General features: G+C 40.9%; 19 protein-coding genes. 5 read left to right on the forward strand and 14 right to left on the reverse strand.

Annotated elements, in window-relative coordinates; genetic code table 11:
• Positions 1–76 precede the first annotated feature (76 nt).
• The gene (locus A9P82_RS11770) at positions 77–889 is read left to right on the forward strand and encodes a segregation and condensation protein A (RefSeq protein WP_066208042.1); all 813 of its coding nucleotides are present in this window, start codon (positions 77–79) and stop codon (positions 887–889) included.
• A gap of 208 nt (positions 890–1097) precedes the next feature.
• Positions 1098–1943 carry an energy transducer TonB gene (locus A9P82_RS11775; RefSeq protein WP_066208044.1) on the forward strand — a complete coding sequence of 282 codons (846 nt, stop codon included), beginning with the start codon at positions 1098–1100 and terminating at the stop codon, positions 1941–1943.
• A gap of 182 nt (positions 1944–2125) precedes the next feature.
• On the opposite strand, the gene corA is transcribed toward A9P82_RS11775, so the two are convergent.
• The 7 genes from corA to A9P82_RS11810 form a co-directional block, all read right to left on the reverse strand.
• Entirely contained in the window at positions 2126–3211 is a 1086-nt protein-coding gene (corA, locus tag A9P82_RS11780; protein WP_066208046.1) for a magnesium/cobalt transporter CorA, read from the reverse strand.
• A gap of 201 nt (positions 3212–3412) precedes the next feature.
• Entirely contained in the window at positions 3413–4753 is a 1341-nt protein-coding gene (gene rodA, locus A9P82_RS11785) for a rod shape-determining protein RodA (protein ID WP_066208049.1), read from the reverse strand.
• Positions 4750–6834, reverse strand: a complete 2085-nt coding sequence (locus A9P82_RS11790; RefSeq protein WP_066208051.1) for a peptidoglycan D,D-transpeptidase FtsI family protein — start codon at positions 6832–6834, stop codon at positions 4750–4752. The genes rodA and A9P82_RS11790 overlap by 4 nt, the downstream gene beginning before the upstream one ends.
• Before the next feature lie 115 nt (positions 6835–6949).
• Positions 6950–7483 (reverse strand): rod shape-determining protein MreD, encoded by a 534-nt coding sequence (locus A9P82_RS11795; RefSeq protein WP_066208052.1) that lies wholly within the window; start codon positions 7481–7483, stop codon positions 6950–6952.
• 2 nt (positions 7484–7485) lie between these two features.
• Positions 7486–8343: a rod shape-determining protein MreC gene (gene mreC / locus A9P82_RS11800; RefSeq protein ID WP_066208054.1), complete on the reverse strand. Its 858-nt coding sequence runs from the start codon at positions 8341–8343 to the stop codon at positions 7486–7488.
• Positions 8344–8433: 90 nt separating this feature from the next.
• Entirely contained in the window at positions 8434–9459 is a 1026-nt protein-coding gene (locus A9P82_RS11805; RefSeq protein WP_066208058.1) for a rod shape-determining protein, read from the reverse strand.
• A gap of 211 nt (positions 9460–9670) precedes the next feature.
• On the reverse strand, positions 9671–10822 hold the full coding sequence (locus tag A9P82_RS11810; protein WP_066208059.1) for a PepSY-associated TM helix domain-containing protein: 1152 nt from the start codon (positions 10820–10822) through the stop codon (positions 9671–9673).
• Between the two features lie 201 nt (positions 10823–11023).
• Here A9P82_RS11810 and A9P82_RS11815 point away from each other — a divergent pair, with 201 nt between their 5' ends.
• Positions 11024–13414: a TonB-dependent receptor gene (locus A9P82_RS11815; protein WP_066208061.1), complete on the forward strand. Its 2391-nt coding sequence runs from the start codon at positions 11024–11026 to the stop codon at positions 13412–13414.
• A 73-nt stretch (positions 13415–13487) separates the two neighbouring features.
• On the opposite strand, the gene A9P82_RS11820 is transcribed toward A9P82_RS11815, so the two are convergent.
• Both A9P82_RS11820 and A9P82_RS11825 read right to left on the reverse strand, forming a co-directional pair.
• Positions 13488–14777, reverse strand: coding sequence for a hypothetical protein (locus A9P82_RS11820; RefSeq protein WP_066208063.1), 1290 nt, complete (start codon positions 14775–14777; stop codon positions 13488–13490).
• A gap of 89 nt (positions 14778–14866) precedes the next feature.
• Entirely contained in the window at positions 14867–16084 is a 1218-nt protein-coding gene (locus A9P82_RS11825; protein WP_066208066.1) for an alanine dehydrogenase, read from the reverse strand.
• Positions 16085–16265: 181 nt separating this feature from the next.
• Between A9P82_RS11825 and frr the strand changes: the two genes are divergently transcribed.
• Positions 16266–16829, forward strand: coding sequence for a ribosome recycling factor (frr, locus tag A9P82_RS11830; RefSeq protein WP_066208068.1), 564 nt, complete (start codon positions 16266–16268; stop codon positions 16827–16829).
• Positions 16830–16897: 68 nt separating this feature from the next.
• Complete coding sequence (gene pheS, locus A9P82_RS11835; RefSeq protein ID WP_066208071.1) at positions 16898–17926, forward strand: phenylalanine--tRNA ligase subunit alpha; 1029 nt, start codon at positions 16898–16900, stop codon at positions 17924–17926.
• Between the two features lie 24 nt (positions 17927–17950).
• On the opposite strand, the gene rsgA is transcribed toward pheS, so the two are convergent.
• From rsgA to A9P82_RS11860, 5 genes are all read right to left on the reverse strand, one after another.
• Positions 17951–18871: a ribosome small subunit-dependent GTPase A gene (gene rsgA / locus A9P82_RS11840; protein WP_066208073.1), complete on the reverse strand. Its 921-nt coding sequence runs from the start codon at positions 18869–18871 to the stop codon at positions 17951–17953.
• 117 nt (positions 18872–18988) lie between these two features.
• Complete coding sequence (locus A9P82_RS11845) at positions 18989–19375, reverse strand: DoxX family protein (RefSeq protein ID WP_066208075.1); 387 nt, start codon at positions 19373–19375, stop codon at positions 18989–18991.
• 128 nt (positions 19376–19503) lie between these two features.
• The gene (locus A9P82_RS11850) at positions 19504–20571 is read right to left on the reverse strand and encodes an aminotransferase class V-fold PLP-dependent enzyme (protein WP_231891153.1); all 1068 of its coding nucleotides are present in this window, start codon (positions 20569–20571) and stop codon (positions 19504–19506) included.
• Positions 20572–20653: 82 nt separating this feature from the next.
• The gene (gene hflX, locus A9P82_RS11855) at positions 20654–21841 is read right to left on the reverse strand and encodes a GTPase HflX (RefSeq protein WP_066208079.1); all 1188 of its coding nucleotides are present in this window, start codon (positions 21839–21841) and stop codon (positions 20654–20656) included.
• A gap of 140 nt (positions 21842–21981) precedes the next feature.
• Positions 21982–22224 (reverse strand): DUF5053 domain-containing protein, encoded by a 243-nt coding sequence (locus tag A9P82_RS11860; RefSeq protein WP_066208082.1) that lies wholly within the window; start codon positions 22222–22224, stop codon positions 21982–21984.
• Positions 22225–22227: the final 3 nt, after the last annotated feature.

Raw genomic sequence — 22227 nt, forward strand, 5'->3', positions numbered from 1 at the left:
TTATATCGTACTTTCGCAAAATCCCGGAACAAAATATTTTCGGGATTTTGTTTTTCTGTTTAAAAATTAAAAACATTTGAGTCAGGATACTTTTCAGATAAAACTGCCGCAGTTTGAAGGTCCGTTCGACCTCTTGCTTTTCTTTATCGAAAGAGACGAGCTGGATATTTACAATATCCCCATTACAAAAATTACCAACGATTTTCTTGATTATATCCATCATCAGGAACATCTGAACATTGAACTAAGCAGCGAATTTATTCTGTTTATTTCCACGCTTATGCGCATCAAAGCAAAGATGCTTTTGCCAAGAAAAGAAGTGGACGCGCAGGGCAATGAAATAGACCCGCGCCAGGAACTTGTAGATAAAATTCTCGAATACAAAAAATTCAAAGAAGCGGCGCAGGAACTCGCTTTGAAAGAATCGCTTCGCCAGATGATGCAGAAGCGCGGCAACCTGCAAAAAGAACTAACCCAAATAGGCGAAGAAGCCGCCGAAGGAACTGAAATTCAAACTGTCAATCTGTACAAACTGATGAAAACGTTTGAAAAGGTAATGCAGCGCCTGCATGATAGAAACAATAAACCCGTTCACACCGTTATCCGCTACAACCACACAATGGAAGGCAGCCGCGAATATGTTTTAACCGAAGTGAAGAATGCGCAATCGCTTTCGTTTGAAAAAATATTTTCGGTATGTGAAGACAGGATTCACGCGCTGTTTCTCTTTCTTTCTCTGCTTGAGCTATCGCAAATGCGCTTTATGACTTTACGGGTGGGCGAAGGCAGAAATAATTTCATTATCGAATGGAACAACAACCGCGACGAAGAAATTGCCGGAACAAACATCAACGACAATTTTGACAATACAGGCTTTTCGGACAATTAATGTTTCCCCTTAGCATATTTGTAAAGCGCTTTTAATAAAGGCGCTTTTTTATTTTAAAAATTTTTATCCAAAATATTTATGGAAAATTCTCTTTTTATCATCTTATAAAGGAACAGGGTTGCAACCGTTTTTGTTCGAAGCATTATTACACAGACTAAAAAATTGTGTGATAGTCTAATTATTTAATTAATAAACTAAAAAGAACAAAATGGAAGCAGCTAAAATTTTGCAGACATCTCTGCTCGACATTGTTTTTGAAAACAGAAACAAATCCTACGGCGCTTACGCATTACGCAAAAATTACCGCAAACAACTCATGTTTGCCATGGCAATTACAATAGCAATAGTTGCCGCATTTTTATTCATCGCACTGCGTAGCCCAAAACACATAGCAACACACGTACCGCTTCGCGGAACAGTAGTAACCATTGCACCTTTGCCGCAAGTAAAGCCACTTAAAAAGAAAAAAGTCGTAGTGCCGAAACCACCAAAATCCGAAGCAGCGCCCAAAATCAAAATGACCCAGCTCACTAAAATTGTAGTTGCACCGGACAAAGATGTTACAGTTGCACCGCCACGCCAGGACGAAAAACTAACTATCGGACCCATAACACAGAATGGGAAAAATGCTAAAGGGTTGCTCTCTGCGCCACCCGAAGTAAAAGGCATTGGCGGCAACGGCAAAGGGCTTACTAACGCTGCCGGCGACGGCGACGAAGAAAGCGAGTTTCATACCATAGAAATAGAGGCAAAGTTTCCCGGCGGCGATGAAGCGTGGCACAAATATTTATTAAGCCATCTAAGGGAAAATGTTCCCGTAGATAATGGCGCGCCGGCTGGCTTATACGCTATTACGGTCTCTTTTCTCGTAAGTACGGACGGAAGTATTTCGGACGTGAAAGCAGTGAATCCGCCCAACCCCGACTATGGTGCGGCAGCTGAAGCCGTGCGTGTAATTGAACGCGGACCCAACTGGATTCCCGCCATGCAAAACGGAAGAAGAGTAGCGATTCGTCAAACACAGCGAATTATTTTCCAGGTTCATCAGGATTGATTAAAAGGCTATTAAAATTGGAAATAATTATAACCACATAGAAACATAGTTTTTGTATAGATGACCGTAGCGAAAGATAAAGTTGCACACAATAGATTTTCTGCCTGTTTACATAATAAACACATCCCTACTTCTTATGCTTCGGCTAAATGTCTATGTCGCTATGCGGTTAAATATTATTTCTAAAACCAACCTCTTTTTTTAAAAACATAAATCATCCAAATCGGGATGAGCAACATCGCCGCCGCGCAAACATAGAAGCCATAAGGGTCGTGGAGAAACGGCATTTGCGAAAAGTTCATCCCGAATATGCCGCCAAGCACAGCCGCCGGTGCAAGCAGGCAGGTAACAACTGCCATCACTTTCATAGACTCGTTCATCTTCAGGTTCGCCTGATTCATGTGTAAGTCTTGCAGGTTTGCCATACCTTCGCGATAGTTTTCGACCATTTCCGTTGCCTGAAAAATATGGTCGTAAATGTCTTTTAAGTAACGCAAGGTTCGTTTATCAAACAGTTCGTTTTCATTTTTATTCAGGCTGCTGATAACGTCGCGTGCGGCATATATCGTTCTGCGGAAAACAAGCAATTCTTTCCGTAAAAACAAAATGAACGGCATACTTATTCTGGATAAATCGTGTATGGTTTGGTCTTCTGCTTTTTCCACTTTTTCGGCAAACACATCCATCGCAATAAAGTAATCATCTACAATAGCATCGAGCAAAGCGTAATATAAAAAATCTGCACCGTATTGCTGCATTTTATTTGCTTTATTGCGCAATCGCTGGCGTACTTTGTCGAAAGAATCTTTCTCGGCTTCATCCTGAAAAGTAAGCACAAAATTTTTGCCGAGTATCAGGGAAATTTGTTCTTTGTTCAACACATCTTTTTCTTCGCTGTATGAGAGCATGAACATAAGGCAATAAACAAAATTGTCAAACATATCCGACTTGGAACGCTGACCGATGCTTAAAATATCTTCTTCAATCAAAGGGTCAATCTGAAATATGGCGCAAAGCGATTTTACGTCGGTGCGGCGCAAGCCGTCAATATTTATCCAGATATTTTTTGAAGAATTGATGAACTGGCTGCATTCATTTATTTCATTCAAATGATATTCATTTACAGTTTGGCTGTCATACTCAAACACAGTAATGACGGACTTTTCCGCGTCTTGACGCAATTCATTATCCGTCGGATTCATATAGCGGAATTGATGCGACGATTTATTTTTCCAAAGATTGTAAAAAGAAAATTTTGTGCTGCTCATAAATTAAGTTTATGAAAAGATACCAACGAAAATTAACCACATAGAAACATAGTTTCATAGATGAACGAAGCGAATAATAAAGTTGCACACCAGCGTTTCATCTTCGATGAAACTACTATGATTGGCTTTTATTTAAATATCAAACAAGTTTCAATTCTTACTTCTACAATTAAATTCTATGTGTCTATGTGGTTTGTTTAATTACCGTAAAATCATTTGCCTGTCGGCATCCAGGCGCACGAGAATAAAAATCAAAATGGTAAATGTAACCATCGACGAACCACCGTAACTTATCAACGGCAACGGAATGCCGACTACGGGAAATAATCCGACAGTCATACACACATTGATAGTAATGTGCATCAACAAAATACTTGCAACACAATACGCATATACACGTGAGAAAACACTCCGCTGCCGCTCCGCCATTCTTACAATGCGAAACAAGAGAAACAAATACAACAGCAAAAAAACGGCGCATCCCACAAAGCCAAATGCTTCGCCTAAAGATGTAAACACAAAATCGGTTTGCTGTTCCGGTACATATTTGCCGCGCGTTTGTGTTCCTTTTAAAAATCCGCGTCCAAGCAATCCGCCGGAACCAATCGCAATCTTACTTTGACGTACATTATAATCATCAGGCTTTGCGTATGATTTATTATTTTCTTCCCGTTCGATACTATGCTTGTTTTGGCTGCAATCGTAATTTTTTCCAACCATTGCATAAATACGCGTTGATTGATAGCACTGAAAAACATTATTAAAAATATACGGAACCGCAAAGCGCTGAACTCCCACACACACGAACCATATTCCGATAACCAAGGCAAGTAAGCCTTTGTTTCTTTTGATTTTTTTTCGCAGCACATAAACTGTAACAATTGCGATTACAGTTAAAATAATTGCCAATGTATTCGGCTCCATTATCAAAGTTGCAACCACTAAAACGCCGAAAGAAAATCCTACCAATAAAATCCATCCTGGCAATCCTTCGCGGAACATTACAATGAAAAAACAAAAATACACAATTGCCAATCCAGTTTCATTTTGGAGAACGGAAAGCATGGCGGGAAACAGCGAAATGCCAATGGCAATCATACGTGAGCGCACTTTGGAAAAATCCAAGTCCTGCATGGACAGATATTTTGCCAAAGCCAATGAAGTAAAAATAATACAAAGTTGCGCGGGTTGTAGATTAAAACCTCCGCCAAGCGGAATCCAGCTTCTTGAACCATTGATATTTTTCCCGACGGCAAATGTGGCAAACATCAGCAATATGCCGAAGAGATAAGAAAGATTGGCGAATGCCGTGTATAATTTGCTGTCACTAAGTAAAATAAAAATCGCCAATACAACACACACACCCGCAAAAATAAACTGCTTACTATACTCGGTTTTCCCTGAAAGAAACGATGCTGCCCAGTTTATATCAGGATTATATTCCACCATGAAAATGCACAATATACCCGTGCAAACGAGTATCGCATACAACAATACGACTATCCAATCCACGCCTTTTGCAAGTTGTTCCTGTTGCTTCATTTATTTGTTTTTACGGATTTTGATTGGGAAGATATTTTTGCCTTGTCCGATAAAATTGCGGGCGACGAATGCTCTGAATCTTTTGCGGGAGCTTTTTTATTTTTATTTGCCAGCGCCATTTTCAGACTGTCTTCCTTACGTGCTAAAGCAATAGAATCTATACGCCTTGCTTCTTCGCGCAAGCGAACGGCTTTGAAAGAATCTTTTCTTCTGCGCCATTCATAAATCTGCGATGGAAATAAGTCGGCTTTGGAAAGCCTTTCTACATCAGCTTGGGTTTCACTTGTAAGCGTATCGTTCAGGTATAGTTCCATCATATGCGCAGCAATAGGACCTGCCCAAGTAGCACCGTAACCTGCATTTTCCACATACACAGCCATTGCAATTTTAGGATTATCAACAGGCGCATAAGCAATGAACACCGCAAGGTTTTTGAGCTTCGGAACTTGCGCCGTCCCTGTTTTTGCAGCATATCTTACACCCGGAATTGTTATGTTGTGCGCCGTCCCTATTTCTGTTACATCTTCCATACCTTCCTGTACCGAGCGGTAATCTTCGTCGCTGATATGCAATGGCTGGTGTTTCACATGATACTTCGCCAGGTAAACCGTATCATCTTCGGTTTGATTTTCTATACTGTCCACAAAATGCGGCGTGTAATACCAACCTTTATTGGCAATGATGCACGCTTCGTTGGCAGATTGTAAAGGCGTCAGCAACATCTTGTCCTGACCAATGCCCATTGTGATTAAATTACAGGCGACCCAACGAGAACCATAGGCTTCATTATATACCATCGTGTCCGGAATATTGCCTTGTTTTTCCCCGGGAATATCAACACCCAAGGCTCTGCCAAAACCAAAACTGTGCATATAATTTTGCCATACAGCATAGCCTTTTCTCGGAGAGTTATATGCGGGGTTGTCCAGCGTAAGTTTGAAGATATGACAAAAATAGGAGTTGTAAGAATGTGCAATAGCGGGTTTCAGCGTTTCATGTTCGCTGCCGTTTTCGTCGTTATGTACCAATTTTCCGCCGCAGGAATAAGGTCTGCTGCAATCATATTCTGTTTTCGGCGTAATCAATCCCTCATCCAATGCTATGAGTGCGCCTATCGGTTTATAAGTTGAGCCGGGCGGGTAGCCCCCACTCACGGCGCGGTTGTACATTGGCTGGCTGGTATCGGTTACCAAAAATCCTATGTGCTTCCTGTATTCGCTCGGCGACAAATCATTGGGGTCAAAACTCGGCGCCGTCACCATGGCAATGATGCCTCCGGTTTTCGGGTTGATAGCAACCGCAGCACCCAATTTTCCCTGAAACATTTTTTCGCCCAAAGCCTGCACTTTAATGTCGATACTGGTATATAAATTTCGTCCGGCAACGGCTGTGGTATCGAAATCGCCGTTGGCATAAGGACCTTGTATGCGTGCGCGGTTGTCGCGCAGAAACCGTTGTACCCCGCGCTGTCCCATCAATACTTTTTCGTACGATTTTTCCAAACCCGTAATGCCGATATTATCGCCGGGTTGATAACCTGCATCGGGATTGTCTTTTAAAAATTTGGAAGAGACTTCGCCTTCCCGCCCGAGAAAATTGGCGCCCGCATGATAAGGATATGTACGCACAGGTCGCTCTTGCAACGCAAAGCCCGGAAACTTATACATATTTTCGTTCAGTTGCGCATACAGCTCCGGTGTAAGCAACGGCTCAAAAGTGCTTGACTTAAAGCTGCTGTTTTTGATAATCGCAGTAATTATTCTTTTATGGTATTCCGCAGTATCAATTCCAAGAATATTGCAAAGAGCCGATGTATCTACACCTTTGCGCGCTTCTGCAGGCGTTACGATTAAATCATAATTTATCACATTATCCAAAATAGCACGTCCTTTCCTGTCGTAAATAATTCCCCTGTCGGGGTAAACTACTTTCCGGAGAATAGCATTATTCTCTGCCTGAATGCGATATTTGGACGAGAACAATTGCAGGTTAAGCAACTGCACAAGAATAACGGCGAAGATAACGGCGAAAATGCCCAATATAATTCTGCTGCGTACCTGATTGTTGTTTTGAATAGCCATGCGATGAAGTTAAAGAAGCGCTTTTAATAGTATTACAAAAATAATCAAAGCTGCAACATGGCAATTCATTGCAGTTCATTTCGCAAAGATTATTTTTTAAAAAAACAATAATGTGCTATGCCGCGTTGGTCTTGAACTTTGCTTTACGGAAAAATAAAATTTCGGTAACAAAAATCAGCAGTATGCTTAATAAAGAAGATGCCAGCACTTTGCCGATGAAGAAAAGAAAATTGCCAAATTGCATCCACTCAATGAACGTAAGATATATATGATAAACCACCGTAAGCACAATCACATAAACGGCATACGGAGCAATACCTATGCTTCTCGCGTTAGGGTCAATATAGCTTACTTCTGTTTTTTCCTGCGGTAAAATAAGATTCAAAATAAGCGGACGCAAATATGCAATCAGTACGCAGGGAGCAGAATGCAAACCCGGTGTACCGCCAAAATAATCCAATGCAAGACCAAACAAAAATGCAATTATCATAAGGCTTGCACGCGACAAACTGAACGGCAACCAGAGAATAAATAAAAAAGATAAGGAAGGTTTTATGTACTGATGAATCAACGGTACTTTGTCCAACACAAATACTTGTATCAGTATAAAAAAGATAAACCGGAATATGTTTTTCAACAATACACTCATAACTATTTAGGCTGTGCGCTTTCCAATGTTTTTTGTTCGTTTACAAAATTATTTTTGATTACATACACATATTGCAGCGAATAAAAGTTCGCCGATGTTGCTATTTTAATATTGTAATATTTTGTCGAAGGATTTGCTTTGATTTCCTGCACTCTGCCAATCATCAGGTTTTCGGGAAAATCAGAGATATTACTGGTTACTACGGAATCGCCTTTTTTTACATCAACGCTTTTAGGAACATTATTCAACACAAGCACATTTGCTTCTTTGCCGTCCCACTCTACAAAGCCTTCATTAAAACCGGTTCTCTTTAGCTTTACCGTAACGTGGCTATTGTGATTCAACAGGCTCATCACAATGCTGTAATTAGGACTTACCGAAACCACGCGTCCTACGATTCCGGTAGGGCTTGTAACAGTCAAATCTTTTTTTATACCTTGGTTTGCGCCTTTCTCAATTGTAATATAATTATTCTCATTGCTTACGGAATTGTTCACAACTTTGGCTTCATAATATTCATACTTGCGTACACTGCCCAGAGAATCTTTGTTCAGCGAATCTATCATTGTGTACAGCTTATTGCTATTTAGCGAATCTCCGTTGTGCAGCAATTGATTTAACGCCGTTTTCAGTTTTGCATTTTCCGCAGCAAGCGCATTGTTGGTTTTCTTTAAATCAAAATAATACTGAACGTTGTTGTATTTTTCGTCAATAACCCCTGTGAAAGAATGTGCTACATTGGAGTATGCCGCCTCATAAGACCGGTTGTATTTTCGCAAAAATGAAATGCACAGAACCTGTAAAAACAGGAACAGAAAAAAATTAAAAAACCGCCTTATGAACAAAAAAATATTCTTCACAGGAAAATTATCTTACACAAATTCAGAATCGACATAAATATAAAACAACAAGCCGAAAACCTGATAAACATTGACTTTCGGCTTGCATCCTTATCGCATGATAAATGGAAAACGCTGATAATGCTTCAGGGCAATTCCCGTACCACGTACTACGCTTTTCAGCGGGTCATCGGCAATGTGAACCGGCAGTTTTATTTTTTGGCTCAGTCTTTTATCCAGCCCTCTAAGCAATGCGCCACCGCCTGTCAAATACAATCCACGACGATAAATATCGGCAGCCAGTTCGGGCGGTGTGGTTTCCAATGCCTTTAAAATTGCTTCTTCTATTTTGAAAATACTTTTGTCCAATGCTTCTGCCACCTCCTGATAGCTTACCATAATTTGCTTAGGAATGCCCGTAACCAAGTCGCGACCATTCACAGGTAAATCATCCGGCGGATTATCCAAATCTTTCATAGCTGCACCAAGCTGAATTTTAATCTGCTCTGCCGTGCGCTCGCCTATCAATAAAGAATGATAACGGCGCAATGCTTCCATGATATCTGCCGTAAATTCATCTCCGGCAATACGTATGCTTTGGTCGCACACAATGCCCGCAAGTGCAATCACGGTAATACCCGTAGTTCCGCCGCCAATATCAATAATCATGTTGCCCACAGGTTCCTCTACATCAATACCGATACCGATTGCAGCAGCCATCGGTTCGTGTACAAGATAAACTTCTTTTGCTCCCGCTTGTTCTGCACTATCGCGCACAGCACGCTTTTCTACTTCGGTAATGCTGGACGGAATACAAATCATCATGCGCCAGCTGGGTGCGAATAATGGTTTCTTGGGATAAATCATTTTTATCATCTCGCGTATCATCAGCTCGGCAGCATTGAAGTCGGCAATTACACCGTCTTTCAACGGGCGAACGGTGCGGATGCTTTCGTGTGTTTTTTCGTGCATCAGTAATGCACGTTTACCCACTGCTAAAACTTCTTTAGGATTATTTCTGTTGAGCGCCACAATGGACGGCTCATTTACAACTATTTCTTCGTCGTGAATGATGAGGGTATTAGCGGTGCCTAAATCCATCGCTATTTCCTGCGTAAAAAAATTAAAAAGTCCCATTTATCGTACTTCCTGCTTTTAAAGATTATTTATTGGGAAAGGTAATGAAATTTATTTGTACCGGATAAGAAAAAATCATGCCCGAATTCATAGATTTCGAGGCGAAATTAGCAGATTATTTTAGATGTTGAAATAATTATTGCAACAATTTATTTAGAACTTCGATTTATTTTGCACACAGTTTCTACGACAAAAAAGACCCATATATTTTTTACACGGCAGTAATCATAACGGGCTGTTTTCTTTTCTTCTTTTTCCTGCCTTTGCCCAGCCATATAATGAAGCCTGTTATCGGCAAGGAGGTGCATATAAGTCCGCACAAAAATGTAAACAATTTTCCGGCTTGTCCCATCCATGTTCCCATGTGCAGTTGCCAAATGTTGTTTTCGATATATTCGCCTTTTAAGTTTTTCGGCGGTACGGGCAATGCTTTTCCCGTATATCTGTCCACGAAGCTGATGTGCGCATTTTCGGCGCTTTTTAATCCTATGTTTTTGGCGGTTGTAATCATGTAATAGCCGGTTGTCGGCAATTGATAAATCCATACCTGCGCCACGCGCGCATCGGGCGTTTTATTTAATTGCTCATCTATAACAGCAGCCAACGGAATTGAGTGTTTTAAAGTATCTGATTGGGGCAAAACCTTTTGCTGCCAACGCGGATTCCAGTCGCCGCCGAATAACTGAATTGTTTTTTGCGATACGGAATTAAATGCAATCAGCAAGCCTGTTACGGTCAATATAATTGCCAATACGGATGAATAAAAACCCAGCACATTGTGCAGGTCGTAATTTACGCGTTTAAATTTTGCGCGCCATTTGATTTTAAAACTTGCATCAATATTGTGCTTGTTCCATTTAACGGGAAACCAAAGTATAATGCCTGTAATAATTTCTATTAAAAAAATAATAGTAGCTATATCCACAATCCATTCGCCTGGACCCTGCCACAGAAAAGCCGCATGAATATGCGCCATTGTAAAAAAGAAATTGCCTGTTGCATCGTTTTTTAAAATTTTTCCCGAATAGGGGTCCACATAAATCATGGAAAGCCCCTGCTCCTTGCTGAAGCTGCGAAACCGCACGGAGCGTTTCGGGTCTTTATATACAAGCACTTCCGATACTTTGCAGTTGGGCAGTTCACGCTTTATGTTTTTTATCATTTGCTCGACAGAAATGCGACTATTCTTCACTTCGGTAACGTATTTTGCTTTGCCCGCCGACCAATCAATGACTTCATCGCCATACACAACAAGCGTTCCCGAAAGGCAAACAGCCACTAAAATAATACCCGTAACAATGCCCGTCCACAAATGAAGCCATGCATTCAGCCTGTTGAGAAAAGATTTTTTCTTTTGTTTCATTCGATATATAAAACAATAAAACCGTAATCATTTTTAATTACGGCATCTCTGCAAATGTCAGCGACAAATAATAGAACCATTTACGAAATACGGAATTTTTTGCATTGATGAAACTGATTTTCCCGATTTCGTAAACATCAGTTCAGCACCTCGCCACACCTTTGCGCTCGAAAATAATTTGTTAATAAATATCCATTTGCAATGAAAAGAAGTGTATCAACGAAAGTCTGTTTATTCCTGTTTGTGGTCTTCACGCTTGCTATACAAAGTTTGCAGGCGCAAAGTAAACACACCGGCATCATCAACGGGAAAGTGCTGAATGCCGACAACCAGCCGGAAGAAAATGTTATTCTGATATTAGAGCCTTCTGGCAAGCAAACCAAAAGCGACGACGCAGGCTATTTTCAGTTCAGAAATGTTCCTTACGGTCAATATACAATTACAATAAAATCGTTAGGCATACAAACGCAATCGGTAACTGTCAATCTTGACGCTCCGCAGATTTCTGCAAGCACAATTACATTATCGGAAAAAGACGCAGAATTGAAAGACGTTATTGTTTCGAGCTCTTTCCGTCATATTGATAAAAACAGCGAGCAGGTTGCAAGAATGCCGATGTCTTATATTGAAAATCCGCAGAATTATGCAGTTGTTCCGAGAGAAGTGCTCCAAAATCAATTGGTTACAACTACCGAACAGGCATTGCTCAATATTCCGGGCGTGAGCAATTTATCTATCGTCGGCGGCAGCGGCGGTTCATCGCTTACATTTATGTCCAGAGGGTTCGCCAGCGGTTCTGTTATGTATCGCAACGGAGTTTCCGCAGGATATGTATCACTGACGGATATGTTCGATGTGGAAAGAATTGAAGCCATCAAAGGGCCTTCCGCCACTTTATTCGGCGGCAACGAAAGCGCTTCTTACGGCGGTGTGTACAACCTGATTACGAAACAACCTTTGGAAGTAAAACGCGGCGAAGTTTCCTACACTACGGGCAGCTACGAATTGTCAAGAACAACCGTGGATTATAACACGCCGTTGAATGATGATAAAACAGCTTTGCTGCGCGTCAATGGAATGTATGACAGCAGAAACACATTCCAACAGCTTGCGCAAAACAATGTAGGCTTTGCGCCGTCTTTATTGATAAAAGCCAATGACAGACTGACGTTGCATTTCGATGCTTATTACTACAAGAGCGTGCGCCCCGTTATTCTCTTCGGATTCGGCGCGCCTCCCGGCGGAACTACCGAAACAAGTACATACACCGGCAATTTCAAAGACTTAGGATTAGACCCGAATAATTCTTATGTAACTCCCGACTTTAACAGCAAGCAACAAACATGGACGGTTACAGGAAAGGCAGATTATAAATTATCTGACCAATGGAAGTCGCAAACCAATTATGCAGTAGCAAGAAGCAACAACGAGACACATTATATCAATCTCGTAGCCAACAAAGCATCTGCCGCAGACACGGCAGTCATTACAAGAAATGTTTTGGAAATACCTTACAGCCAATTATATACACAACAGTTTCAGCAAAACTTTATTGGCGATTTCAAAATAGGAAATATGCGCAACAGGTTATTGGCAGGCGTAGATTATTTCAGAACAAATGTAGGTCAGGCAAGAGGCACGGTTGTGTATGATAAAATTCCGGCTACGGCAAATGAGACCCAAAAATTAATGAAGAAAGCAAAGGTGGACAGCATTGGTGCAAACATAAATTATAACGCAACCAGAAGTATCGCCAACAGCTACGGCGCATACGTTTCCGAAGTTCTCAATATTACTGACAGGTTGCTGTTAATGGCAAGTCTGCGTGCCAACAGATATGTGGATGTAAGCAACGATTACAAACAAACGTCTTACTCTCCAAAGCTGGGTATTTCTTACGAAATAGTCAAAGATGCGCTTTCTGTGTACGGCAACTACAACAATGGTTACAGAAACAACAGCAACTTAGATTCGTCGGGCAATTTGCTGAAACCCGCGTATGCCAATCAATGGGAAGCCGGCGTTAAATTCGATGCATTTCATCATCGCCTTACAGGCACGGTCAGCTACTATGATATCAAAGTCAAAAATATGCCGATGCAGGTGCCCAACACCACGTATTATGAGCAAAACAACAAACAAAGAAGCCGCGGTATAGATGTGGATGTATTGGCAAATCCTGTTCCGGGCTTGAACATTGCTATGGGCTATGGCTACAACAATATTCGCTATACCGAATTTACCACCATCATCAATAAAGCTCCGGTAAGCCTCGACGGAAACCGGGTGGAAGGCGCTCCGCACCATGCAGGCAATATTTGGGTAAATTACGGCATCACTTCCGGCTCGCTAAAAGGCTTCGGCGCAGGTGCAGGTGGTAACGGACAAAGCAGCAGCTTTACCAACAATACCAACACCATTATTTTAAACGGCTACACAACTTTCGGCGCAAGCATTTTCTATGACGCTACTAAGTTCAGGCTTACTGCCAAAATAGATAATATTGCTAACAAAAAATATTACACTTATACTTCTTGGTTATTAGCCGGACCTACAAGAATGCTGTCCTTCAATGCTACGTACAGATTTTGATTTTGGATAAAAGATGCACAAAGCCCCGAATTTTCTAAAAGAATTTCGGGGCTTATTTTTTGTGGCAAAATCATTATTTATTTAACGCCGTATCCAAAATCTTTTGTCTGAAGCCGTTGAACCATTTTTTGGTAGCATCGGCATAGAAAGGAAGTAATGTTTCAGGATATTTTTTTTCTTCAAAAGCAAGAATATTTTGCGCAGCATCGGCTTCATTGCGCAGCATGGCAAGGTCTGCCGCAGCGGTGTAGGCAAAGCGGTAATTGTTCAACACTTGTATATTGTCTTTGTTGCAGGTAAATGCAGAATCATCGGCGGTCAATTCATTCAATTCTGCTAACCGGTTTTCTAAAAAAGAAAGCGAAGTCAAATTTTTCCGCGGTACAATTTTTAACGTTAGTCCTCTTAATTCCGCATAGTTTCTTGTGCTTAAAAACAGGCGCATATTTTCCGGCACATCGGCTGCGAAAAATATGTTTTTACGGAAAGCATTTTGTTGAACAAATAATTTCAAAATCAAATCGGAACGCAAAATATAATTACCGTTGGTCGATTTTAAATTCCAAGAAATTAAGCTATCGCCATGCAAAGCGGTGTCTTTGTTTTGCAATACAACATCCTGCGCTTTCCATTCGATATTTTGGATTTTTGCCAAAGAATCATTTGATATGCCAAGCGGCAGAAACCCTGATGCATTAAGCATTTGCGGATACCATTGCGTGTTGAGAAAGTTCAGGCTTACACAATGAACATCAGCACGATAATGCTCCACCAACTGCAAGTATGCGAGGTAATAAAAATATAAATCGCCATTGGTAAACAGATAAGAACTGTCGGAGCATTCGTCCAGCACCTGCTTGAAATAATTTTTTACAGTCTGATTAATGCCACCGGTTTCATTAGCTTGCAACAAACACCAGATTGCAGAATCTTTTTTGCCCTCATCAATATAGCGAAATGCCTGCGCTCCCCAAACCGAAAGGATTTTTGTATGAGGGTCGAAAAGCAAGGTCTGACCTTCGTATTTGCCGTTGCTTAAATCGAGTGCATTGCTGAAACATGCCGAAGATTTCTCTGCCAACGATAAAGACGATGAAGGAATTTCTTCGCCGCTTGACGTATTAAATTTATCTATTGCCGAGCCGAGAAAATACCACGCTTCGGCATTGCCGGGATTTTTAATCGCAAGCGAATCTAATTGTACACTTAACTGGCTGTACAAAGTTGCATTTTGTCCGGGCTGGCTAAGCATTGTTGTTTTCACTTTGCCAAAATCTTTTTGCCACAAAGCGCTGTCCGTCTGCGCGCGCGCGCAGAAAAATGTGGCTACGCCAAAAACAATAATGAAGATTTTTTTAATCATGGATTTTGCCCGAACGATAACAATGCAAAATAAAGAATTAATCCGATGAACCAAGAGAATTAATTTCTTCGGAAGAATTGTTTAACAAATTATCTTCTGCTTGTTGCCAGCAGCAGGTTCAAATCGGTATATTTTATATCAAAGCGTTCGCTCAAATGAATATTGGTTACACAGCCTTTGTACATATAAATTCCTTCCCGCAAATTAAAGTTATGCCAAAGCATCGCATCCAATCCGCCGTTGTCCGCAACCTTCAACAACAAAGGCATCAGCACATTGCTTATTGCGTGGCTCGCCGTGCGCGCAAAGCCGCTCGCAATGTTCGGCACACAATAATGAATCACGCCATGCTTAATAAACGTTGGATGTTCGTGTGAAGTAATTTCGCTCGTTTCAAAAACACCGCCGCGGTCAATGCTCACATCAATAATTACGCTGCCCTGCCGCATGTGCGACACCATATGTTCCGTGGCAACAATAGGCACGCGACCTTTTGCGCTGCTCAATGCGCCTACGGCAACTTCGCAGGTTTTTAGTTGCTTGGCTAAAATTTTAGGCTCAATCACACTCGTCCACACGCGAAATCCGAGATTGTTTTGCAAGCGTTTTAACCGATACACGTTATTGTCAAAAACCTTTACCGATGCGCCCATTGCCAACGCCGAACGTGTGGCAAATTCGCCCACAACGCCCGCGCCTATGATGATCACTTTTGTTGGTGGTATCCCGCTGATGCCGCCGAGCAATACGCCTTTCCCGCCGTTGGAAGATGCCAGAAATTGTCCAGCCAACAACATTGATGCGCTGCCCGCAATCTCGCTCATGCTGCGTACAATGGGAAATGTGCCGCTGTCGTCTTTCAGCAATTCAAAACCAAGAGCGGTAATTTTTTTCTTCGCCAGTTCTTCCAGAATTTCTTTTTTCAGCAAAGTATGGTTGAGCGGAGAAACGATGATTTGATTGCGTTGCAATTTCGGCACATCTGCAACGGTTATCGGTGCACTTTTAATAATGATAGGTTGCTTATAAATTTCTTCGGCATCATAAGAAATAATGGCGCCCGCTTCACTAAAATCTTTATCGCTGAACTTGCTGCCTTCGCCGGCTTTTGATTCAATCATTACCTGATGACCGTTGTTGACCAAAACGCTCACGGCTTCGGGTATCAGCGCAATGCGCTCTTCCTGAAAAGCGATTTCTTTGGGAATGCCGATAGCGAGCCGGGCACTTTTTTGTTTTATGTCAAGCGTTTCTTCGAGCGTTTCATAACCGAACGCGGCGGTAATTATGGGTTTTGCCGTTGCCATCTCAATTGTTCTTCTTCAAAGTAAAATTATTTTAATTTTTGAGAAACAGCATATTATTTTTCTTTTTCCTGCTCGATGTAGCGTTGCAACTAAATTTCCCGTTAAACATTCTTTTAATAAAATTCGTTTTTCGTCCTTATTTTTTTAAGCTAATTTCGCACATCTTTTAAAACAGAATGATATGCCTGAACAAATTGACGATATATTGAAAGATGCCGAATCGGGAATGAAAAAAGCAATTTCACATCTCGAAGTTGAACTCACGCGCATACGTGCCGGCAAGGCAAATCCGTCTATGCTGGACGGCATTACGGTGGAATATTACGGCAATCCTACACCCATTCCGCAAGTGGCAAACGTAAGCGTGATGGATGCACGCACCATTACTATTCAACCTTGGGAAAAAAATATGTTAGCCGCGATTGAACGCGCGATTATGATGGCAAACATCGGTATTACGCCGCAAAACGACGGCGTGCAAATCCGTCTGTTTCAACCGCCGCTTACCGAAGAACGCCGCAAGGAATTGTTCAAAAAAGCATTGGCAGAAGGCGAAACCGCAAAAGTGAGCATTCGTAACATTCGCCGCGACGGCATTGAACAAATAAAGAAATTACAGAAAGACGGACTGAGCGAAGACGTGGCAAAAGGCGGCGAAAAATCGGTTCAGGAAATTACCGATAAATTTATTGTCTTAGTAGATAAACATCTTGAGGCAAAAGAAAAAGAAATGATGACTGTTTAACGAGTAATATGTAATGTGTAACGTTTAATAATTACACACTACACATTAAACATTACACACTATTAAACATGGAAGATTTATTAAAAAAACTTAATCAATACAAAGAAGAAATTTCCGCTTCGTCTGCGACAAATGCCGACGAAGTGGAAAACTTCCGTATAAAATATCTCGGCACAAAAGGGCTTGTAAAATCTGTGATGGGCGAAATGAAAAACGTGCCGAATGAACAGAAAAAACAAGCCGGGCAATTGCTGAACGAGTTCAAGCAATTTGCCGAAGCAAAATATGAATCGCTGAAAGAACAGTTTGCAAGTGCCGAAACCCAAGGCGAACAAATTGATTTTTCATTGCCTGCCGATGCAATTACAGTCGGTACGCGGCATCCTTTGAGCGTAACGCGTAACCGCATTGTTTCTATCTTTAAACGGCTTGGTTTTGCTGTTGCCGAAGGTCCGGATATTGAAGACGACTGGCACAACTTCGGCGCGATGAATTTGCCTGAAGACCATCCTGCGCGCGATATGCAGGATACATTTTATATTAATCAAAATCCATCGTGGTTGTTGCGCACACATACAAGCAGCGTGCAGGCGCGCATCATGGAAACGCAGAAACCGCCCATCCGTGTGATTTGTCCCGGAAGAGTTTATCGTAATGAAACGATTAGTGCAAGAGCGCATTGTTTCTTTCATCAGGTCGAAGGTTTATACGTTGATGAAAATGTGAGCTTCGCCGATTTGAAACAAACGCTGTATTTCTTTGTACAGGAAATGTTCGGCAAAGACGTAAAAGTGCGTTTCCGTCCGAGCTATTTTCCATTCACAGAGCCGAGCGCGGAAATGGACATCAGTTGTTTGATTTGCGGCGGAATCGGTTGTAACGTTTGCAAACACACGGGTTGGGTGGAAATTTTAGGAAGCGGCATGGTACATCCGAAAGTATTGGAAAACTTTGGTATCGACAGCAACAAATACACAGGTTTTGCTTTTGGCATGGGAGTGGAGCGTATCACACAATTAAAGTACAGAGTGAATGATTTGCGGTTGTATTCGCAAAACGATATTCGGTTTTTACAACAGTTTACAGGCGCGGTTTAAACCGCGTTTTTTTGTTGAAATATTTTAATAATTTTTATCATCCATCGTATCCAAAATACTTCTGTAACTCACATAACGTTCGGGCGAAATAATCCCGTCTGCAACAGCTTGCCGCACAGCGCAACCGGGTTCCTCGATGTGCATACAATTATTGAAACGGCAATTGCTTAAAACATCACGCATTTCCGGGAAATAATGCGACAATTCCACACGCTCGATTCCTGTCAAGCCAAACTCCCGAATGCCCGGTGTATCAATAATTCTGCCCCCGAAAAGCAAATCAAACATTTCTGCAAAAGTAGTCGTGTGCATTCCTTTGCCGCTCCAGTCGCTCACTTCCTGTGTACGCAAGTTTTTTTCAGGAAAAATAGCATTTATGAATGTCGACTTTCCTACGCCTGAATGTCCGCTCAACAACGATGTTTTATCTTTCAACCAAAGTTTTAGTTCCTCAACATTTTCATTGTTTTCCAGACTTATTGGCAATACTTTATAGCCGATTTGCCCATAAACAGAAGTTATCTCATTTAGCAATTCCCATTCCTTTTTTTTATAAATATCTGTTTTATTAAAAACAAGAATTGTAGGAATATGAAACGCTTCAGCACATACCAAAAACCTATCAATAAAACCCGTGGAAGTTTTCGGATTTTTCAACGTGCAAAACAAAACCGCCCGGTCAAGATTTGCCGCGACGATATGATGCTGATTTTTATTATGCGGCGATGTGCGGGCGATGTAATTTTTTCTATCAAGAATTTCAGTAATCACAAAATCTTTTTGCTCTTCTTCCTGAATTTCCACTTCGTCGCCAACGGCAACAGGATTGGTAGATGTAATTCCATCAAGTTTCAGCACACCTTTGAGGCGTGCGTTGAAAAGCCCGCCATCCATGGCTTTCACGCTGTACCAACTTCCCGTAGATTTGTAAATTGTTGCCCGCAATTAAGAAAATTTAATTGCGAAGGTATTTGAAAAAGGCAAATGCTTTATTGATAAATTCATATAAAACAAAAAAGCCTCACAAACATATTGCAAGGCTTTCTCGGAAAATTATCGTCGCTATTTTTTCGATACACTCAATGGACCGCTTCCGAAATAAGCAATCATCAACGCCGCGCCAATCAAAGAAACATTGGTAACAAAATGCAAGATTTGTTCCTGCTTTTGTTGAGGGTCGGAAATCGACCAGAAATTGTGAAAAACAAGCGTTACGGGAACAAGAAAAATCACAATCAGCCAACCGCCGATTTTTGCTTTAAAACCAGTAAGAATCATGAGCGCGCCCACCAAAGCAACAACGCCTGCAAGCGGAACTAAAACATTTGGTAAGGGCAACCCCACGGCTGCTGCGTAACCATTGGCTTTGCCGGAAAGTAAATTTGCAAACGATGCAAAAATAAACAGCAGTGAAAATAAAATTCTGCCGATTAGAACAACGAATTTCATAATTAAAAGTTTTGATGATGAAGAAAATAGGTTTATCAAAGTTAAAAAGCGCAATCAAAAAACATATCGGGCAACCACTATACAAAAGTATAGCAAATTATTTATGATTTTTTGAAAATTCTGTAGGTCTATATTTTTGTCCAATCTTTCATTGCATCTACAATTGCATCTACATCTTCCCTGGTATTGTGAAAATGCATACTGATACGAATATTTCCATTGCGTGCAGTAGTAATAATATTGCGTTTCAGCAGAAAATCGTGTAAGCCGTTTTTTTCTTTAATTACAACGATTGAAGTTCTGTTTTCCTCATTAGCATCGCCAATTAAATGCACAGGTAAATTGATAATTTCATTCAACAGTTTTTGTGTAAGCGACTTGTTGTGTGCTTCAATATTTTGTATTCCAATTGTATTTTTTTCTTCGATTGCTTTATTCAAAACCGTAAAACCAAATTGATTCAAATGTCCGGGTTCAAAATTCAAAATACTTGGCTCATATAAATATTTACCGTTTTCTACCCGAACGGTTTTGCTGTTGTTTCCGCTAATTTTCGGCGGATAAGTTTGTAGAAATTCGTCGTTGCTAAACAAAATTCCTGTGCCGAAGCCCGCATTCATCCATTTGTAATTGCTTGCAATGAAGACATCAATCGGCAACGCTGATAAATTGATTTCGATTGCGCCAAGACTTTGTGTTCCATCCACTATCAACCAAACGTCTTGTTCTTTACAAAACGCTGAAAGCCTTTCCAAGTCAAGCTTATAGCCACTTTGCCATTGCACATGACTGAGCGCGACGATATCAATTTGTTTTTCTTTAATCAATAATTCAATCTTATCAAGATTAATCGAAAAGTTATGTTCATCGTCAATCCACGTAATATCAAATCCGTTGATGATAAATGGAATATTTACCGACGGATAATCATTTTTATACAATAATATTTTCTCATCGCCCTTCAAGGATTGTACAATGCTATTCATGGCGAATGAAAAATTGGGAACAAAAGCCACGTTGTTTTCATTCGCACCAATGAAATCCGCAACTTTCTTTTTAATAACATTTGCTTCTACATCGCGCCACTCTTCAGTTGCAGCCGAACCGACTGTTCCGAATTTCTTGTACAATTCATTGCCCGCATTTGTTGCGGCTTCGGATACCAAGCCAAAACCTGCCGTGTTTAAGTATGTCATAATTAAATTTGAAAACATTAAGAAATTAAGGAAAATAAGAATTTTGGGTAATCTAAATGTTTCTCAATTTATTAATGGTTGTTTAAAAATATTGCGTCTTATACGGATAACGAATCTGGTACATTTCTCGTACACGCGTGAGAATAAACGCCCGCAGTTCATCAATATTTTCCCTTTCTTTCGCCGAAATAAAGATGCTGTTGCCTTCGGTAATATTGTGCCATTTGTCGTTCAGTTCCTGCAGTATTTGTTGCTTCACATCGTCGTGCAGCCACTCGTCAAAATTTCGCTCGGCATACAAATCCATTTTGTTGAACACCGTGATAATCGGTTTGTCAAAAGCATTTAGTTCCTGCAAAGTTTTGTTTACAACATTCAGTTGGTCTTCGTGCTGCTCATGTGAAATATCTACCACGTGAATCAAAATATCTGCTTCGCGCACTTCATCCAGCGTACTTTTAAAACTTTCGACAAGATGATGCGGCAGTTTGCGAATAAAGCCAACGGTATCACTTAAAAGAAATGGCGTGTTTTCAAAAACCACTTTGCGCGTAGTTGTGTCAAGTGTTGCGAACAGTTTGTTTTCGGCAAATACATCACTCTTGCTCAGCAAATTCATTAACGTGCTTTTGCCCACATTTGTGTAACCAACCAGCGATACGCGGATAAATTCGCCACGCTCTTTTCGCTGCGTAAACGATTGCTTTTCTATCTCTTTCAAACGCTTGCGCAACAACGAAATTTTATCCTTGACAATACGACGGTCAGTTTCAATTTCCGTTTCGCCCGGACCTCGCGAACCAATACCTGCTCCCTGTCGTTCCAGGTGCGTCCACATACCGCGCAAGCGCGGAAGAATGTATTGGTATTGCGCCAGCTCTACCTGCACTTTTGCCTGTGCAGTTCTTGCGCGGCGTGCGAAAATGTCAAGAATTAAATCGCTTCGGTCGATGGTTTTTACTTTTACAACATCCTGAATATTTTTGATTTGCGCACCTGTAAGTTCATCGTCAAAAATCAGCAAATCGATATTTTTTCCCTGCACGTAATTTTTTATTTCTTCTAATTTTCCCTTGCCTACAAATGTGCGGCTGTCGGGATTAGGCAACTTTTGCGTGAAACGTTTCATCGTTTGTGCACCTGCAGTTTCTGCAAGAAAAGCCAATTCGTCTAAAAATTCATTGACCAGGTTTTCGGTTTGGTTTTGCTGAATTACAGCGACCAATACAGCTCTTTCGTTTTCAATTATTTTATTGTTCTTGTCTATCATCTTTTACAAAGATAGTTTTAATGTGATAATGAGATGATTTGATAACAATGAAAAGACCAATAGGTAGTTTAATAAAAATCCTGTGTTTGGCTCAGACACAGGAACATAATTAAACGGCAATAAAAACTTTAAGAAATTGCTTATTCAAATTTATCTGCGGAATTTCTTATTTTATCAGCGAGGTCATAAAGAGCTTCCTTCAACTTTTCTTTTTCTGTTTCCGAAAATTCGCCTGTTCCGCCATTTCCGTCAATCCCGTTAAGTTTGTTATATATCCATGAACTTGATTTGCTGAAATAATTACGAGCAATTCTTGCCCAAGATACATCAAGCAAAATGCTTTCAAGTTGTGATTTAGCTGTAATAGCTGTTTTAGTTTCCATTGT

It is taken from the genome of Arachidicoccus sp. BS20, assembly GCF_001659705.1.
Lineage (GTDB): Bacteria > Bacteroidota > Bacteroidia > Chitinophagales > Chitinophagaceae > Arachidicoccus.

Bases quoted from the DNA above. Each gene is read 5' to 3' on its own strand.
- A9P82_RS11810 (WP_066208059.1), bottom strand. From the start codon at position 10,822: ATGAAACAAAAGAAAAAATCTTTTCTCAACAGGCTGAATGCATGGCTT.
- A9P82_RS11850 (WP_231891153.1), bottom strand. From the start codon at position 20,571: ATGACATACTTAAACACGGCAGGTTTTGGCTTGGTATCCGAAGCCGCA.
- A9P82_RS11790 (WP_066208051.1), bottom strand. From the start codon at position 6,834: ATGGCTATTCAAAACAACAATCAGGTACGCAGCAGAATTATATTGGGC.
- A9P82_RS11820 (WP_066208063.1), bottom strand. From the start codon at position 14,777: ATGATTAAAAAAATCTTCATTATTGTTTTTGGCGTAGCCACATTTTTC.
- A9P82_RS11805 (WP_066208058.1), bottom strand. From the start codon at position 9,459: ATGGGACTTTTTAATTTTTTTACGCAGGAAATAGCGATGGATTTAGGC.
- A9P82_RS11815 (WP_066208061.1), top strand. From the start codon at position 11,024: ATGAAAAGAAGTGTATCAACGAAAGTCTGTTTATTCCTGTTTGTGGTC.
- A9P82_RS11795 (WP_066208052.1), bottom strand. From the start codon at position 7,483: ATGAGTGTATTGTTGAAAAACATATTCCGGTTTATCTTTTTTATACTG.
- frr (WP_066208068.1), top strand. From the start codon at position 16,266: ATGCCTGAACAAATTGACGATATATTGAAAGATGCCGAATCGGGAATG.
- A9P82_RS11860 (WP_066208082.1), bottom strand. From the start codon at position 22,224: ATGGAAACTAAAACAGCTATTACAGCTAAATCACAACTTGAAAGCATT.
- A9P82_RS11825 (WP_066208066.1), bottom strand. From the start codon at position 16,084: ATGGCAACGGCAAAACCCATAATTACCGCCGCGTTCGGTTATGAAACG.
- hflX (WP_066208079.1), bottom strand. From the start codon at position 21,841: ATGATAGACAAGAACAATAAAATAATTGAAAACGAAAGAGCTGTATTG.
- corA (WP_066208046.1), bottom strand. From the start codon at position 3,211: ATGAGCAGCACAAAATTTTCTTTTTACAATCTTTGGAAAAATAAATCG.
- rodA (WP_066208049.1), bottom strand. From the start codon at position 4,753: ATGAAGCAACAGGAACAACTTGCAAAAGGCGTGGATTGGATAGTCGTA.
- A9P82_RS11845 (WP_066208075.1), bottom strand. From the start codon at position 19,375: ATGAAATTCGTTGTTCTAATCGGCAGAATTTTATTTTCACTGCTGTTT.
- pheS (WP_066208071.1), top strand. From the start codon at position 16,898: ATGGAAGATTTATTAAAAAAACTTAATCAATACAAAGAAGAAATTTCC.
- A9P82_RS11775 (WP_066208044.1), top strand. From the start codon at position 1,098: ATGGAAGCAGCTAAAATTTTGCAGACATCTCTGCTCGACATTGTTTTT.